The 15441-nt window shown below is 70.8% G+C and carries 13 protein-coding genes and 1 riboswitch; of the genes, 12 read left to right on the forward strand and 1 reads right to left on the reverse strand.

Features of this window, described 5'->3' with window-relative positions; all coding sequences use genetic code 11:
* Nucleotides 1-9: 9 nt before the first annotated feature.
* On the reverse strand, nt 10-2550 hold the full coding sequence (locus ACWCQ6_RS25825; protein WP_451092997.1) for a YfhO family protein: 2541 nt from the start codon (nt 2548-2550) through the stop codon (nt 10-12).
* 123 nt (nt 2551-2673) lie between these two features.
* On the opposite strand from ACWCQ6_RS25825, the gene ACWCQ6_RS25830 reads away from it, so the two are divergent.
* The 12 genes from ACWCQ6_RS25830 (at nt 2674) to ACWCQ6_RS25885 (ending at nt 15212) form a co-directional block, all read left to right on the forward strand.
* The gene (locus ACWCQ6_RS25830; RefSeq protein ID WP_451092999.1) at nt 2674-3636 is read left to right on the forward strand and encodes a glycosyltransferase family 2 protein; all 963 of its coding nucleotides are present in this window, start codon (nt 2674-2676) and stop codon (nt 3634-3636) included.
* Entirely contained in the window at nt 3633-4034 is a 402-nt protein-coding gene (locus ACWCQ6_RS25835) for a GtrA family protein (protein WP_451093001.1), read from the forward strand. Before ACWCQ6_RS25830 ends, ACWCQ6_RS25835 begins: the two co-directional genes overlap by 4 nt.
* A 138-nt stretch (nt 4035-4172) precedes the next feature.
* Entirely contained in the window at nt 4173-4829 is a 657-nt protein-coding gene (locus ACWCQ6_RS25840) for a SurA N-terminal domain-containing protein (RefSeq protein WP_451093003.1), read from the forward strand.
* A 43-nt stretch (nt 4830-4872) separates the two neighbouring features.
* A complete protein-coding gene (locus ACWCQ6_RS25845) occupies nt 4873-5880 on the forward strand; it encodes a nucleoside triphosphate pyrophosphohydrolase (RefSeq protein ID WP_451093005.1) in 1008 nt (335 codons plus the stop codon).
* Nucleotides 5877-7178 carry a cytochrome P450 family protein gene (locus ACWCQ6_RS25850; RefSeq protein WP_451093007.1) on the forward strand — a complete coding sequence of 434 codons (1302 nt, stop codon included), beginning with the start codon at nt 5877-5879 and terminating at the stop codon, nt 7176-7178. Before ACWCQ6_RS25845 ends, ACWCQ6_RS25850 begins: the two co-directional genes overlap by 4 nt.
* A 105-nt stretch (nt 7179-7283) precedes the next feature.
* The gene (locus ACWCQ6_RS25855) at nt 7284-8267 is read left to right on the forward strand and encodes a transglycosylase family protein (RefSeq protein WP_451093009.1); all 984 of its coding nucleotides are present in this window, start codon (nt 7284-7286) and stop codon (nt 8265-8267) included.
* A 300-nt stretch (nt 8268-8567) separates the two neighbouring features.
* Nucleotides 8568-8739: riboswitch (cyclic di-AMP (ydaO/yuaA leader) on the forward strand.
* A gap of 3 nt (nt 8740-8742) precedes the next feature.
* A complete protein-coding gene (locus ACWCQ6_RS25860) occupies nt 8743-9501 on the forward strand; it encodes a transglycosylase family protein (protein ID WP_451093011.1) in 759 nt (252 codons plus the stop codon).
* A 286-nt stretch (nt 9502-9787) separates the two neighbouring features.
* Nucleotides 9788-11077 (forward strand): phosphopyruvate hydratase, encoded by a 1290-nt coding sequence (eno, locus tag ACWCQ6_RS25865; protein ID WP_451093013.1) that lies wholly within the window; start codon nt 9788-9790, stop codon nt 11075-11077.
* A gap of 173 nt (nt 11078-11250) precedes the next feature.
* A complete protein-coding gene (locus ACWCQ6_RS25870; protein WP_451093015.1) occupies nt 11251-11721 on the forward strand; it encodes an FtsB family cell division protein in 471 nt (156 codons plus the stop codon).
* A gap of 59 nt (nt 11722-11780) precedes the next feature.
* A complete protein-coding gene (locus tag ACWCQ6_RS25875; protein WP_072488302.1) occupies nt 11781-12314 on the forward strand; it encodes a DUF501 domain-containing protein in 534 nt (177 codons plus the stop codon).
* A gap of 154 nt (nt 12315-12468) precedes the next feature.
* A complete protein-coding gene (locus tag ACWCQ6_RS25880) occupies nt 12469-13410 on the forward strand; it encodes a Ppx/GppA phosphatase family protein (protein WP_451093018.1) in 942 nt (313 codons plus the stop codon).
* 416 nt (nt 13411-13826) lie between these two features.
* Nucleotides 13827-15212, forward strand: coding sequence for an NAD(P)/FAD-dependent oxidoreductase (locus tag ACWCQ6_RS25885; protein WP_451093020.1), 1386 nt, complete (start codon nt 13827-13829; stop codon nt 15210-15212).
* Nucleotides 15213-15441: the final 229 nt, after the last annotated feature.

Genomic DNA, 15441 nt, shown 5'->3' on the forward strand with positions numbered 1-15441 from the left:
TCGGCCCGGTCAGGCGTCCACGGGCTGCCGGGTGTCTGCGTGCTGCGGCGAGCGGTCGGGACCGGGCCGCCCGGTCCCCGCGCCCCGTCGCCGGTACGCGAGGACCGGCCCGCCGAGTACGAGGACGGCCAGCGCGCCCGCCCCGGCCACCGCGCCCGCACGCAGACCCGGGGGCCGGAACGTGCAGTCGACCGTCGTGCCGTCGGCCGGGGCCGGGGTGGCGACCAGGCCCAGATAGCTGTCCGCGGGGCGGCCCCGGCAGCTCCAGCCCGCGATCCGGGGCGTGGCGATCACCACCGTTCCGGTGGTACCGGGCGGCAGTTCGGCGCGGACGCCGTGGCCGGTGACGCGGACGGCGGTCGCGCCGGTGCGCTTCAGACCGGCGACCGCCGAGGACAGCCGGGCCCGGTCCAGACAGCCGATCGCCCGGTGCGGCACGGTCCCGGCGCGCACCGGGGACAGCGTGACCCGCACGCTCCCGGCCCCGCCGACCGTGCCCAGATGCTGCATCGGGGCACGCCTGGCCGGCAGCTGCCCCTTGAACTCGACCTCGGGGCCGTCGCCGAGCCGTGCCCGGCCGAACATGTCGGGCGACCACAGATACGCCTCGGTGCCCGCCGGGCAGGCGGCGCTCAGCGTGTACGTGCCCCGCCCCACCCGGTAGTCGTACGCCCCCTTGTCGGCCACCGCGCCGCCGTCCGCCGTCCGCAGCACTGTCGTGGGGACCGTGTAGACCCGCGAGCCGAGCAGCTGCTCCTGGTTCCGGAACGGTGAACGGCCGTACGGCACCGGCCCGCCCTCCTGCCGCACCGTCACCAGCGGCGGAGCCTCGGCACGGCTCACCGTCACCGGCCGGTCGTCCGGGACGTTCGCCCTCTGGTGCGGATCGCGCGGGCCGCGCACCCGCGCGCCGACCGAGAAGACCGCGTCCGTGACCGGGTTGTCGAGGCTCTGCACGGCCCGGCCGTTCGATGTCCACCCACCGCCGAGCGCACGCATCGTGCGGGTCAGCACGGCGGGCGTGTGGCTGCTGTAGTACGCGCCGCCCTGCCCGCCCACCAGCAGCGGATCGTTCGCGGTGGTCTGTTCCCGGCCGGGGTCCGTGCGATGGTCCGGCCAGCCGTCGGCGCCGGCGACCACGGCCGCCCAGGTCCGCTGCCGTTCGCCCCAGGGCGCGTAGTCGTCGAGCCGGTTCAGCCGCTGCCGGTCGAAGTACGCGGTGCTCGCGGCGGCCTGCCCGGCCTGTGCGCCGATCAGCAGCACGGCGGCCAGTGCCGAGAGCCTCCGGCCCCGCCCGACCAGCACCAGAGCGCAGGCCGCGGCCACCAGGCCCACCGCGAACAGCGGATACGTCCACCCGGTGACCAGGTCGCTGAAGCCGGCCCCGGCCGCGAGCAGCACCAGCACCGCGACCCCGCCGAGCAGCGCCCGCCGCCCCGGCCGGCCGTACGAGACCGAGACCCAGGCGGCGATCACCACCAGCCCGGCCGGCACGAACGTCTGCCGGTACGGACTCCCGTTGGGCGTGGCGAAGGCATGCCAGAGCAGATGCGTGGGGCCCCACTGCAAGGACAGCGCGACCCCGGCCACCAGCCCCGCCCACGCCCACCGCTCGCGCCCCGGCACGGACCGCTGGAAGACCAGCACACAGGCCAGCAGCAGGGTGCCGGTGCCGAGGAAGAGGGCCGGGGTGAAGAAGCTGTACGTGGCGGGCAGCAGCCGGGCGAGCACATCGGGCCAGGCGGCGGGCGCGAACGCACGCTCCCAGCCCGGGTAGGCGTGCTTGGTGCCCAGGTAGACGGGGAGCAGGACGGGCGCCGACAGCCCGACACCCACCCCGACCGTGCAGACGGCCCGCACCAGCCCCCGGACCACCGCCCGCCGGTCGTCCCGCTCGGTGAACAGCCGGACGGCCAGCACCAGGGCGGCACCGAGCGTCGCCATGTACGCCGTGTAGAAGTTGGCCGCCCACACCACCGCGACGAGCAGCGGCCCGGCGATCCGGTGCCGTCCCGTACGGGCCCACTCGGCGACCAGGCAGAGCAGCGGCAGGGCGACCAGCCCGTCCAGCCACATCGGGTTGTACGAGGCCTCGGCGACCGACCAGCCGCACAGTGCGTACGAGGCGCCGAGCGCCCCGGCCGCCCACCGGCGCCCGCCGCGCAGCGTCAGCAGGAACAGGGTCATCAGCGCCGCCGCCGACGCCATTTTCCATACCGTCACCACATAGACCGCGAGATCGATCCGGTCGCGCGGGAAGACCCCGACGAGCAGGGCGAACGGGCTGGTCAGATAGGTGCCGAGATCCGGCAGGAAGCTCGTCCCGTACCCGGAGGACCAGTTGAGCAGCAGCCCGCCGTCGGCGTTCTGGTGCAGCAGGTCCCACAGCCGGGCGTGGAACGGCACGAACTGATTGCCCAGGTCGTTGACGCTGCGCGTGTGCGGCCCGAACGGGAAGACGCGCGCCACGGCGTCACCGGCGCAGACTGCGGCGACGGTGAGCAGCGCGGCGAGCGAGCCCGCGCGCAGGCGGGGACGGCAAGTCGGCATACGCAGGAATATGCCAGCCTCGAACGCTCAAACCCCTTTGTAAATAGGTCAGTTCACGTGATGGACGCCCATCGGTCACGTGCTGCATCGGGTTCCGACATCTGGCCGCGCTGATGTACATCCGTGCTGATCTCGCTGGTGGTGCCTTGTTTCAACGAGGAAGAGATCCTCGAACGCTTCCATGAACGTGTCACGGACGAAATGACCGGGCTCGGACATGAATTCCAGCTGGTGTTCGTCGACGACGGCAGCGCGGACCGGACCCTGGTGATCCTCCAGGAGCTGGCCGCCGCGGACCCGCGGGTCCGCTATGTCTCCTTCAGCCGCAACTTCGGCAAGGAGGCCGCCATGCTGGCCGGTCTCCAGCACGCCGAGGGCGACGCCGTGGTCATCATGGACGCCGACCTGCAGCACCCGCCCGAGCTCGTGGGCCGGATGCTGGAGGAGCACGCGCAGGGCCACGACCAGGTGATCGCCCGCCGCACCCGCAAGGGCGACCGCGTCACCCGCACCCTCAGCGCCCGCGCCTACTACTGGCTGATCAACCACCTGGTGGACGTGGAACTGGTCGACGGTGCAGGGGACTTCCGGCTGCTGTCCCGCCGCACCGTCGACGCCGTGCTGGAACTCACCGAATACAACCGGTTCTCCAAGGGCCTTTTCGCCTGGGTGGGATTCCGCACGACGACCTTCGGCTACGAGAATGCCGTCCGCGAACAGGGCAGTTCCGCCTGGACCTTCGGAAAGCTTCTCAATTACGGTCTCGACGGGCTGCTGTCCTTCAACAACAAACCGCTGCGTGCCGCGCTCTACCTGGGCATGCTGCTGCTGTCCGTGGCCTTCGCCTACGCGGCGTGGATCGTCGGCGTCGCCCTGGTGCAGGGCGTGGAAACCCCTGGCTACGTCACCCTCGTCGTTGTGGTCACCGCGCTCGCCGGGGTCCAGATGGTGATGGCCGGGGTGGTCGGCGAGTACGTCGGCCGTATCTACTACGAGGTGAAGAGGCGCCCGCACTTCCTGGTGAAGGCCACGAACACCGAGGCGCCGCAGAGGATACGAGAGCCCCAGGAGTTCGTACGCCGATGACGGTCACGGCACAGATGGCCCGATTCGCCCTCGTGGGAGTGGTGAACACCGGTACGTACTACGGCTGCTACCTCGTCCTGCTGACCTGGCTGCCCTACATCGCCGCCCATGTGACCGCCTTCGCGCTGAGCATGACCGGCTCCTTCTTCCTGAACTGCAGGTTCACCTACCGGGCCCGTCCCACCTGGCGGAAGTTCCTGCTCTTCCCGCTCACCAACGCCGCCAACTTCGTCATCACGACCGGCGGTGTGTATCTGCTGGTCGACCTCGCCGGGTTCAGCAGCCGGTACGCGCCACTGGCCGCGGCCGCGGCGGCCATCCCGATCACCTTCGCCGTCTCGCGCACGATCATGCTGCGGCCGGACGCCCCGGCCCCGTCGGCCGAGCGCGTGCCCTGAGCGGCCCGGATCGGGCCCACATCCCCAACTCCTCCCGAATCGTTGGTCGAATCAGTGGCCGCGGCCACGTCCACTGCCTAACATCGATCACCGCAAGGTCTTGTGCACTGATGCACAAAGTCTCCCCGGGAGGTTCCTTTGCACCGCCGCCGTCGCACCGCGCTCACCGTCTCCGCCGCCCTGCTCGCCGGCGCCCCACTCCTGACCGCCTGCGGCAGCGACGCCCGCCCGGGCGCCGCGGCCGTCGTCGGCGGGGACCGGATCGAGGTCTCCACGCTGCAGAGCCAGGTGGCGGCCGTACGCGAGGCCCAGCGCGATTCGAGGGACGCCTCCCAGCTCATCGACAAGTCCGGGCAGCTCAGCCGCGCCAAGCTGCACGGCATGATCTTCGACCGGGTCCTGGACCGCGCCGCGCAGGACGCGGGCGTGAGCGTCAGCCGCAGCGAGATCCAGCAGATGCGCAAGGCCGCGGCGGCCCAGTCCGGCGGGGAGGCGGGGCTGCGGACGGCGATGCTCCAGCAGAGCTGGGTCGCCCCCGGCCAGATCGACTCCGTCCTGCGCGAGCAGGTCCAGCTGACGAAGCTGGCCCGGGCGCTCGGCGCCGATCTGCAGCAGCCCGCCGGCCAGCAGGCCGTCGGCGAGGCGCTCAGCAAGGCGTCGAAGGCACTGCGCGTCGACGTCAATCCGCGCTACGGCACCTGGGACGACAAGCAGACGCAGCTCGCCGACTACAAGGCCCCCTGGATCAACCGGGTCACCAAGCCGGCCGGCGCGAATACCGGGGCCGGGGCCTGACCGGCCGGGGCACCGGCGGGAGCGACCGCGGTAGATTCGAACGGTGAACGCTGAAGACCCCGGCCGTATCGTTCTGCTCACCGCCAGCCACCGTGTCGCGCCCGGACTCCTGTCCTGGCCCGCCTGGCAGGCGCTGCACGCCGCCGACCGGGTGCTCTGCGCCGATCCGGACCACCCGCAGCTGCCGTATCTGCGTGAGGCGGGTGTCACCGTCGAGCACGCCGCGCCCGCCGCGCAGGAGCTCGTCGACGCCTGTGCGGGCGGCCGGTCCGCCGTCGTCCTCGCGAGCGGCGAGGGCGACCAGCCGCTGACCGACGGCCTGGCCCGGCTCGCCGGTTCGGGACGGGTGCGGATGCCGGACCTGGAGCTGCTGCCCGGTTCGTACGACCTGCCGGGGGCCCGGCTCCTCGATCTGGTCCAGGTCATGGACCGGATCAGGATCGAGTGCCCGTGGACCTCGCAGAAGACCCACAAGGGCCTCGCCAAGTACGCCATCGAGGAGGCGTACGAGCTCGTCGAGGCGATCGAGGACGGCGACCGCGACGAACTGCGCGAGGAACTCGGCGACGTACTCCTCCAGGTCGTCTTCCACGCCAGGATCGCCGAGGAGGGCCGCCCCGAGGACGGGGCGGAGCCGTTCTCCGTCGACGACGTGGCCGCGACCCTCGTCGAGAAGCTGATCCACCGCCACCCGCACGTCTTCGGCGACGAGAGCGCCGAGACCCCGGAGGACGTCCACGCGCACTGGCTGCGCACCAAGGCCGTCGAGAAGCAGCGCGACTCGGTCACCGACGGGGTCCCGCTCGGCCAGCCCGGCCTGGCGCTGGCGGCGAAGCTGGCCGGCCGGGTCCGTACCGCGGGGCTCGACGTGCCGCTCCCCACCGGCGAAGGCATCGGCTACGAGCTCCTCGCCCTCGCCGTACGCGCCGAGCGGAACGGCATCGACCCCGAGGCCGCACTGCGGGCCGCGGGCCGCGCCTACCGGGACGCCATCAGGGCGGTGGAGGGCGCCGGAGGGTGTCCGGGGGCAGCGGATAACGTCGAGGGGTGAACCACAGCCCCGCCGACCGCCCCGCCGCCTGCCCCGCAGGCGCACCCGAACTCTTCACCTGGGAGTTCGCCACCGACCCGTACCCGGCGTACGCCTGGCTGCGCGAGCACAGTCCGGTGCACCGGACCACGCTGCCCAGCGGCGTCGAGGCCTGGCTGGTGACCCGGTACGCGGACGCGCGGCAGGCGCTCGCCGACTCCCGGCTCTCCAAGAATCCGGCGCACCACGCCGAGCCGGCGCACGCCAAGGGGAAGACGGGCATCCCGGGGGAGCGCAAGGCGGAGCTGATGACGCATCTGCTGAACATCGACCCGCCGGACCACACCCGGCTGCGCCGCCTCGTCTCCAAGGCGTTCACCCCGCGCCGGGTCGCAGAGTTCGCACCCCGCGTACAGGAACTGACGGACCGGCTCATCGACCGCTTTGCCGCGGAGGGGAAGGCGGACCTCATCCACGACTTCGCCTTCCCGCTCCCCATCTACGCGATCTGCGATCTGCTCGGCGTCCCGCGCGAGGACCAGGACGACTTCCGGGACTGGGCGGGCATGATGATCCGCCACGGCGGCGGCCCGCGCGGCGGGGTGGCCCGGTCGGTCAAGAAGATGCGCGGCTATCTCGCCGAACTGATCCACCGCAAGCGGGAGAACCCGGGGGACGATCTGATCTCCGGGCTGATCCGGGCCAGCGACCACGGCGAGCACCTCACCGAGAACGAGGCCGCGGCCATGGCCTTCATCCTGCTCTTCGCCGGCTTCGAGACCACGGTCAACCTCATCGGCAACGGGGTCTACGCCCTGCTGCGCAACCCCGGGCAGCGCGAACGGCTCCAGCTCTCCCTCGAATCCGGGGAGAGCGGGCTGCTGGAGACCGGGATCGAGGAGCTGCTGCGGTACGACGGCCCGGTGGAGCTGGCCACCTGGCGGTTCGCCACCGAGCCGCTGACGCTCGGCGGACAGGACATCGCAGTAGGGGACCCCGTGCTCGTGGTGCTCGCCGCGGCCGACCGCGACCCGGAGCGCTTCGAGGACCCCGACACGCTCGACCTCGCACGACGTGACAATCAGCACCTCGGATACGGGCACGGCATCCACTACTGCCTGGGCGCGCCGCTCGCCCGGCTGGAGGGACAGACCGCGCTCGCCACGCTTCTGACCCGCCTTCCGGACCTGCGGCTTGCGGTGGAACCTACCGATTTGCGGTGGCGTGGCGGGCTCATCATGCGTGGACTTCGCACACTTCCCGTGGAGTTCACGCCGGGGCCCGCACACGGTGAAAGTGACGCTCCGTCAACTCTGTGACTTTCACGTGATCTGTGCTGCATCGACTTGTGACGCGCGTTCGAGTCCCGCTAGGTTCACCGTTCGACTCACCCGTCACACGTCAGTCACACGGAAGGCAACCCCATGGGCTCCGCGAACGGCAGACACCGTCGCCCCCGTCAGGCACCCGCCATCGTCGTCGCCGCGGGCGTGACCGGATCGGCCATCGCCATCCCGCTGCTCGGCGCGTCCGGTGCGTACGCGGCCGACGCCACGACCTGGGACCGGGTGGCCGACTGCGAGAGCGGCGGCTCGTGGAGCGCCGACTTCGGCAACGGTTACTACGGCGGCCTGCAGTTCTCGCAGGAGACCTGGAAGGCGTACGGCGGCCAGGCGTACGCGGAGCGCGCCGACCTCGCCAGTCGCACCCAGCAGATAGACGTGGCCGAGAAGGTCCTGGAGGACCAGGGCCCGAAGGCCTGGTCGAGCTGCGCGGGCATCTCCGGCCTCGCGGCGGACGGGACGCTGCCGGGGGTCGACCCGGGCTCCGCGCCCGCCGAGGAACCGGCCGGGAGCGCCGGGCCGGCTGACGGCTCGTCGGCGGAGCCGTCCGACGGCGCCACGTCGTCCGACGGCGCCACGCCGTCCAGGGGCGCCGTGGACGACGCGGACGGCTCGGAGAGGTCCGGCAAACCGTCGGGGAAGGCCTCGCCGTCCTCGAAGCCCTCCGGCTCGGCCACCCCGTCCCCTGACGCGCCCTCGGACGCGCCCTCGGACGCGCCCTCCGATGCGCCCCGTGATGCGTCCGGTTCACCCGATTCGTCCAGTCGTGCGGGCGGCAAGCACCGCGGCGCGCCGGCCGCCGAGGGGAGCCGCGGGACGGATGGCGGCGACCGTGAGTCGGGCCGGCACGCCTCCCGTGGCGGCGACACGCGCGACACGGCCGGGCCGGCGGCTGACGGCACGTACACCGTCCGGTCGGGCGACAACCTCTGGTCGATTGCTGATGCACAGAAGGTTCCCGGTGGCTGGCCCGCGCTCTACGAGGCCAACAAGGGTGCCGTCGGCTCCGACCCGGACCTCATCCTTCCTGGCCAGAGCCTTGATCTCGACGTGAAGGGTCAGTGAAGGCAGTCTGATAATCGACTAAAAGCGCCCCGAAAATCGGGGTAGTTCAGGGACCTATGTCCGCTTATGCGTAAGTGAGACATGGGTCTCTTTGCGTCAACTGGCGTGTCGCGCCTGGGAAGCCCTTCCGCATCGCTTCCCACCTGCGGAAACGACGGTTCCTCAGATGCAAGTACGGGTTGATTGTCCGATGTGTCCATCTTTGAATGTGGGGGTTGCGTATGTTTACGGTCGGAACCGCTCGCACCGCGGGCCCCGTCGACCGTCACGCCGAATCCTGCCGTCGGTCGGAGGGAACAGACGCGTAAAGCGCCGTAGGCAGGAGCGGGGGACCCAGGTAAGCGCCGGGCCCGATCGTCGAAAGACGCATCAGGACCGGCTTGGGGTGAAGTCGCGCGCTAGGACGTGCGGCCGGGCAACTCACTTGGCCCGAACCCGACAGCTCACCTCGTAGGCGTCGGTGAGGAGAAGTTCCATGCTGCTTTCCAGCAAGGGCAAGCACCGTCGCCCGTCCAAGGTCGTCCGTGTCGCCACGCTCGCCGGTGTCGCCGGTGCCGCCGTCGCCGTGCCCCTGATGGGTGCGACCAGCGCCTCCGCCGCCTCCGTCGCCACCTGGGACGCCGTCGCCCAGTGCGAGTCCGGTGGCAACTGGTCCATCAACACCGGCAACGGCTACTACGGCGGTCTGCAGTTCTCGCAGTCCAGCTGGGCCGCCGCCGGCGGTACGCAGTACGCCGCCCGCGCCGACCTGGCCACCAAGGCCCAGCAGATCGCCACCGCCGAGCGGCTCCTCGACATGCAGGGCCCGGGTGCCTGGGGCTGCGCCGCCGCAGGCGGCCTGACCAACGACGGCGTCGACCCGGGTGTCGACACCGGCTCCTCCTCCAACTCCACCGCGAGCTCCGGCGCCTCCGAGCAGCAGAGCGCCCCGGCCGCCCCGCAGCAGCAGGCGCAGTCGGAGCAGAGCGAGCGCACCGAGGCCCCCGCCGCCTCCCGCTCGGAGCGCTCCGCCGCCCCGCAGGCCGAGTCGAAGAAGACCGTCACCACCCCGACCGGCGAGAAGGTCGAGAAGGGCGACGGCGAGTACAAGGTCGTCTCCGGCGACACCCTGAGCAAGATCGCCGCCGACCACGAGGTCGAGGGCGGCTGGCAGCAGCTGTTCGAGCTGAACAAGGACATCGTCAAGGACGCCGACCTGATCTACCCGGGTCAGCAGCTGCACCTGACGAAGTAGTCGCGGCTCCCTCCCCCCTGAGCACCCTGGCCCGGCGCGCATTCCCCCGTATGCGCCGGGCCGGGGTTCCGCCGTCCGTGCTCGGGGGAGCACCGGACCGTTCGACTGCGGTAGTTACTGACCGGTAAATTTCTTGCTGTTTGCCCGGCAATGTGCAATCTTGGGTCCTTTTTCGTCCCAGGGGCCGGGCGTTCGTCGGGCTGAGCGGGCCGGGCCGGTTAGGCTCTTGGCGCAAGGCCAAAGCGACCCTGCACAACCAGCGTCATATCCCAGAAGGAGATGCCTCGTGCCGTCCATCGACGTCGTCGTAGCCCGGGAAATCCTCGACTCCCGCGGAAACCCCACGGTCGAGGTAGAGGTCGGCCTCGACGACGGCAGCACGGGCCGTGCTGCCGTTCCGTCCGGCGCCTCCACGGGTGCGTTCGAGGCCATCGAGCTTCGCGACGGTGACCCCAAGCGCTACCAGGGCAAGGGTGTCGAGAAGGCCGTCCTCGCCGTGATCGAGCAGATCGGCCCGGAGCTCGTCGGTTACGACGCCACCGAGCAGCGCCTGATCGACCAGGCGATGTTCGACCTGGACGCCACCGAGAACAAGGGCTCGCTCGGCGCCAACGCCATCCTCGGTGTCTCGCTGGCCGTCGCCCACGCCGCCTCCGAGGCCTCGGACCTGCCGCTGTTCCGCTACCTCGGCGGCCCGAACGCGCACCTGCTGCCCGTTCCGATGATGAACATCCTCAACGGCGGTTCGCACGCCGACTCCAACGTGGACATCCAGGAGTTCATGATCGCGCCGATCGGCGCGGAGTCCTTCTCCGAGGCGCTGCGCTGGGGTGCCGAGGTCTACCACACGCTGAAGAAGGTCCTGAAGGCCAAGGGCCTGTCGACCGGTCTCGGCGACGAGGGCGGCTTCGCGCCGAACCTGGAGTCGAACCGCGCCGCCCTCGACCTCATCGTCGAGGCCATCAAGGAAGCCGGTTACGTCCCGGGCAAGGACATCGCGCTCGCGCTCGACGTCGCCGCGTCCGAGTTCTACAAGGACGGCAAGTACGAGTTCGAGGGCAAGTCCCGCTCGGCCGCCGAGATGACCGAGTACTACGAGGAGCTCGTCTCCGCGTACCCGCTGGTCTCCATCGAGGACCCGCTGTTCGAGGACGACTGGGCCGGTTGGAAGGTCATCACCGACAAGCTCGGCACCAAGGTGCAGATCGTCGGCGACGACCTCTTCGTCACCAACCCGGAGCGCCTGGCCCGCGGTATCGAGGAGGGCTCCGCCAACGCCCTGCTCGTCAAGGTCAACCAGATCGGTTCGCTGACCGAGACGCTGGACGCCGTCGAGCTGGCCCAGCGCAACGGCTTCAAGTGCATGATGTCCCACCGCTCCGGCGAGACCGAGGATGTCACCATCGCCGACCTCGCGGTCGCCGTGAACTGCGGCCAGATCAAGACCGGCGCCCCGGCCCGCTCGGACCGCGTCGCCAAGTACAACCAGCTGCTGCGCATCGAGGAGATCCTCGACGACGCCGCGGTGTACGCGGGCCGCTCGGCCTTCCCGCGGTTTCGCCCTGCGGACCAGTAGGCACAGCGCTCTGCCGAACCAGTAGACACAGCGCTCCGCGAACAGGTGGGCGCAGCAAGGGCTGATCATCCCATTCGGCCTGTCAGGGGCCGAAGGCCATGGCGTCCGTCCGTCCCCGCACTCGGTCCCGTACCGTGTGCGGGGACGGACGTGCGTAGTGGGGAGGCGGAGACATGGCCGCGAAGGACCGGGACCGGTTCTCCACCGCGACCCGGCTGCGACTGCTCGGCGAGCAGACCGCCGCCCGCGTCTACCGGTCCCAGAACCGCCGTCAGGACCGCCGCTCACGGCTCACCGGCCGGGCGGCCTTTCTCGCGCTCGTCGTCTGCTCCCTGGTGGTCGCGCTCGCGTACCCGATGCGGCAGTACGTCTCGCAGCAGGACGAGATCGCCGACCAGGAGCGGCTGGCCCAGGAGGCCAAGGCCCGTACCGAGGAGCTGCGCGACGAGAAGGCGCGCCTCCAGGACGATGCGTACATCAGGCAGCTGGCCCGTACGCACCTGCACTACCTTCTTCCCGGGGAGACCGGTTATACGGTGATCGACCCCGACGCGGTCAAGGAGCGCGAGGGCAGGACGGACGAGTCCGGCCGGCCGTGGCACTCCAGCCTCTGGGACGGCGTGGACAGCGCCGACCGCGACTGACTGACCTCATCCATCTGCAGAACCGCAGTTCGAGCAGCCCGATCAGAACCTAGGCAGGCATGGAAACCCCCCCTCCGCAGACCGAGCCCACCGCGCCCACCGAGGCGGACATCGCCGCGTTCCAGCAGCAGCTGGGCCGCCCGCCGCGCGGCCTGCGCGCGATCGCGCACCGCTGCCCGTGCGGCAACCCGGACGTGGTCGAGACACAGCCCCGGCTGGAGGACGGTACGCCGTTCCCGACGACGTACTACCTGACGTGCCCGCGTGCCGCGTCCGCGATCGGCACGCTGGAGGCGAACGGGGTCATGAAGGAGATGACCGAGCGCCTCGGTACGGATCCCGAGCTGGCCGCCGCCTACCGGGCCGCTCACGAGGACTACATCGCACGGCGCGACGCCATCGAGGTGCTGGAGGGCTTCCCGAGCGCGGGTGGCATGCCGGACCGGGTGAAGTGCCTGCACGTCCTGGTGGGGCACTCGCTGGCCGCGGGGCCGGGGGTGAATCCGCTGGGCGACGAGGCGATCGCGATGCTGCCGGAGTGGTGGCGCAAGGGGCCGTGCGTCTCGCCGTGCGGCGCGCCGGACGAGGGCTGACCGTTCGTCTCACCGGGGCTCCGCCCCGGGGCCCCGCTCCTCGATCGCCGGAGGGGCTGGGTTTCGGGGCTCTGCCCCCGACCCCGCTCCTCGATCGCCGGAGGGGCTTGAACTGCTCCTCGTTCGCCGGAGGGGCTTGAGCTGGGAGTACTTGATGACCCGCGTGGCCGCCATCGACTGCGGTACCAACTCCATCCGCCTGCTCGTCGCCGACGCGGACCCGTCCACCGGTGAGCTCGTCGAGCTCGACCGGCGGATGGAGATCGTCCGCCTCGGCCAGGGCGTCGACCGGACCGGTCGGCTTGCCCCCGAGGCCCTGGAGCGGACCTTCGCCGCCTGCCGCCGGTACGCGGCGGTGATCAAGGAGCACGGGGCACAGCGGATCCGCTTCGTCGCCACCTCCGCCTCCCGCGACGCGGAGAACCGGGACGAGTTCGTCCGCGGGGTGCTGGAGATCCTGGGCGTCGAGCCCGAGGTGATCAGCGGTGACCAGGAGGCGGAGTTCTCCTTCACCGGAGCCACCAAGGAGCTCGCGGGCCGCGACCACCTCGCCAAGCCGTACCTCGTCGTGGACATCGGCGGCGGCTCCACCGAGTTCGTCGTCGGCGACGACCATGTGCGGGCCGCGCGCTCCGTGGACATCGGCTGCGTACGGATGACCGAGCGGCACCTGGTGCACGACGGCGTCGTGACCGACCCGCCGACGCCCTCCCTGATCGCCGCGATGCGCGCCGACATCGACGCCGCCCTGGACCTCGCGGAGGAGACCGTCCCGCTCGCCGGGGCCGCCACCCTCGTCGGCCTCGCCGGGACGGTCACCACGGTCGCCGCGATCGCCCTGGGGCTCGACGCGTACGACTCCGAGGCGATCCACCACTCCCGGATCTCCTTCGAGCAGGTGCGGGAGATCACCGAGCGGCTCGTCGGCTCCACCCACGCCGAGCGGGCCGCCATCGGTGCGATGCACCCGGGACGGGTCGATGTGATCACGTCCGGGGCGCTGATCCTGCTCGCCCTGATGGAGCGGACCGGGGCCCGGGAAGTCGTGGTCAGCGAGCACGACATCCTCGACGGAATCGGCTGGTCCATCGCCTGAGGCCGCTGCAGCACATGCGTGCTTTGGCCTGCACCTTTGAGCCTTCGTGGGCCGCCCGCGCGGTGGTTCGCGAGACATGGCGCGACGAAGTTCGTGAACTTCTTCACAAGGAATTCGGTCCCGCGGAGGGCAGTTCTGGTCCGTATGGGTGTCCGGAGCCGCTCGCGGGGCCGCCGTGCGTCGGCGCGGGAGTGTTCCGGGCGTGTTGCCGGTGGGTGAATCGGAGCGCTGGTCCACCCGGTCCGGAGGGTCCAAGGCCAGCTCACAAGCGGTGAGCAACGTTCGTCGCCACGCCGCGGTTCCCTCGCGGGGCCATGACCTCGGTCACGCGGGCGGCGAAGTGTAGCAGAAGGTTGCCCGAACCTTGTGAAGGGGCTCACGAGCATGCCCTCCGAGCGGGGTGGATACTCGATGGCATGAGCACCACGGAGCGTCCCAGGATCCTCGTAGTAGGCGGTGGGTACGTAGGCCTGTACGCAGCTCGACGCATTCTCAAGAAGATGCGCTACGGCGAGGCGACTGTCACGGTCGTCGACCCGCGCTCGTACATGACGTACCAGCCCTTCCTCCCCGAAGCTGCTGCCGGCAGCATCTCGCCTCGGCATGTCGTCGTCCCGCTGCGACGCGTACTGCCGAAGGCCGAGGTGCTCACCGGCCGTGTCACGACTATCGATCAGGACCGCAAGGTCGCCACGGTCGCGCCGCTGGTCGGCGAGGCCTACGAGCTGCCCTTCGACTACCTGGTCATCGCGATGGGCGCGGTCTCCCGCACCTTCCCGATTCCCGGCCTCGCCGAGCAGGGCATCGGCATGAAGGGGATCGAGGAGGCCATCGGCCTGCGCAACCACGTTCTCGAGCAGCTGGACAAGGCCGACTCGACGACCGACGAGGACATCCGCCGCAGGGCGCTGACGTTCGTCTTCGTGGGCGGCGGCTTCGCCGGCGCGGAGACCATCGGCGAGGTCGAGGACATGGCCCGCGACGCGGCGAAGTACTACACGAACGTGAAGCGCGAGGACATGCGCTTCATCCTCGTCGACGCCGCCGACAAGATCCTTCCCGAGGTCGGCCCGAAGCTGGGCACCTGGGGCCGGGAGCACCTGGAGTCCCGTGGTGTGGAGGTCTTCCTCTCGACCTCCATGGACTCCTGCGTCGACGGTCACGTCGTTCTGAAGAACGGCCTTGAGGTCGACTCCAACACCATCGTGTGGACGGCCGGCGTGAAGCCGAACCCGGCGCTGGCCCGCTTCGGCCTGCCGCTCGGTCCGCGCGGTCACGTGGACACCTCCGAGAAGCTCCAGGTGCAGGGCACCGACTACATCTGGGCCGCGGGCGACAACGCCCAGGTTCCGGACATGATCGGCCGCAGGGCCGGCAACCCGAACGCCTGGTGCCCGCCCAACGCCCAGCACGCGCTGCGGCAGGCCAAGGTCCTCGGCGACAACGTCATCTCCGGTATGCGGGGCTTCCCGCAGAAGGAGTACAGCCACGCCAACAAGGGTGCCGTCGCCGGTCTGGGGCTGCACAAGGGCGTCGCGATGATCGTCATGGGTAAGATGAAGATCAAGCTCAAGGGACGCCTCGCCTGGTACATGCACCGTGGCTACCACGGCATGGCGATGCCGACCTGGAACCGTAAGATCCGGATCTTCGCCGACTGGACCCTTGCGATGTTCCTCAAGCGCGAGGTCGTCTCGCTCGGCGCCATGGAGACGCCGCGCGAGGAGTTCTACGAGGCCGCCAAGCCGGCCCCGGCACCGGCCGCCGCCAAGACCGAGGGCGAGAAGGCCAAGGCCTCCTAGTCCGACCGCGGGCCCACTCGCCCGCGCGGTTGCACGCACAACGCCCTGAGGGGCCGTCCGCCATCCGTGGTGCGGGCGGCCCCTCAGGGCGTGTCCGGCGGATCATGGCCGGGGTGGCGGCGTCTGGCACGGCGCCTCGCGGCGTTGCCGAAACGTCCGAACAGCTCCGCTATCAAGACGCTCCGGCGCCTTGCGATGCACCGCACCGGACGCCGCGCCCTGTCCGACC

The sequence above is a fragment of the Streptomyces sp. NPDC001880 genome (assembly GCF_053594575.1).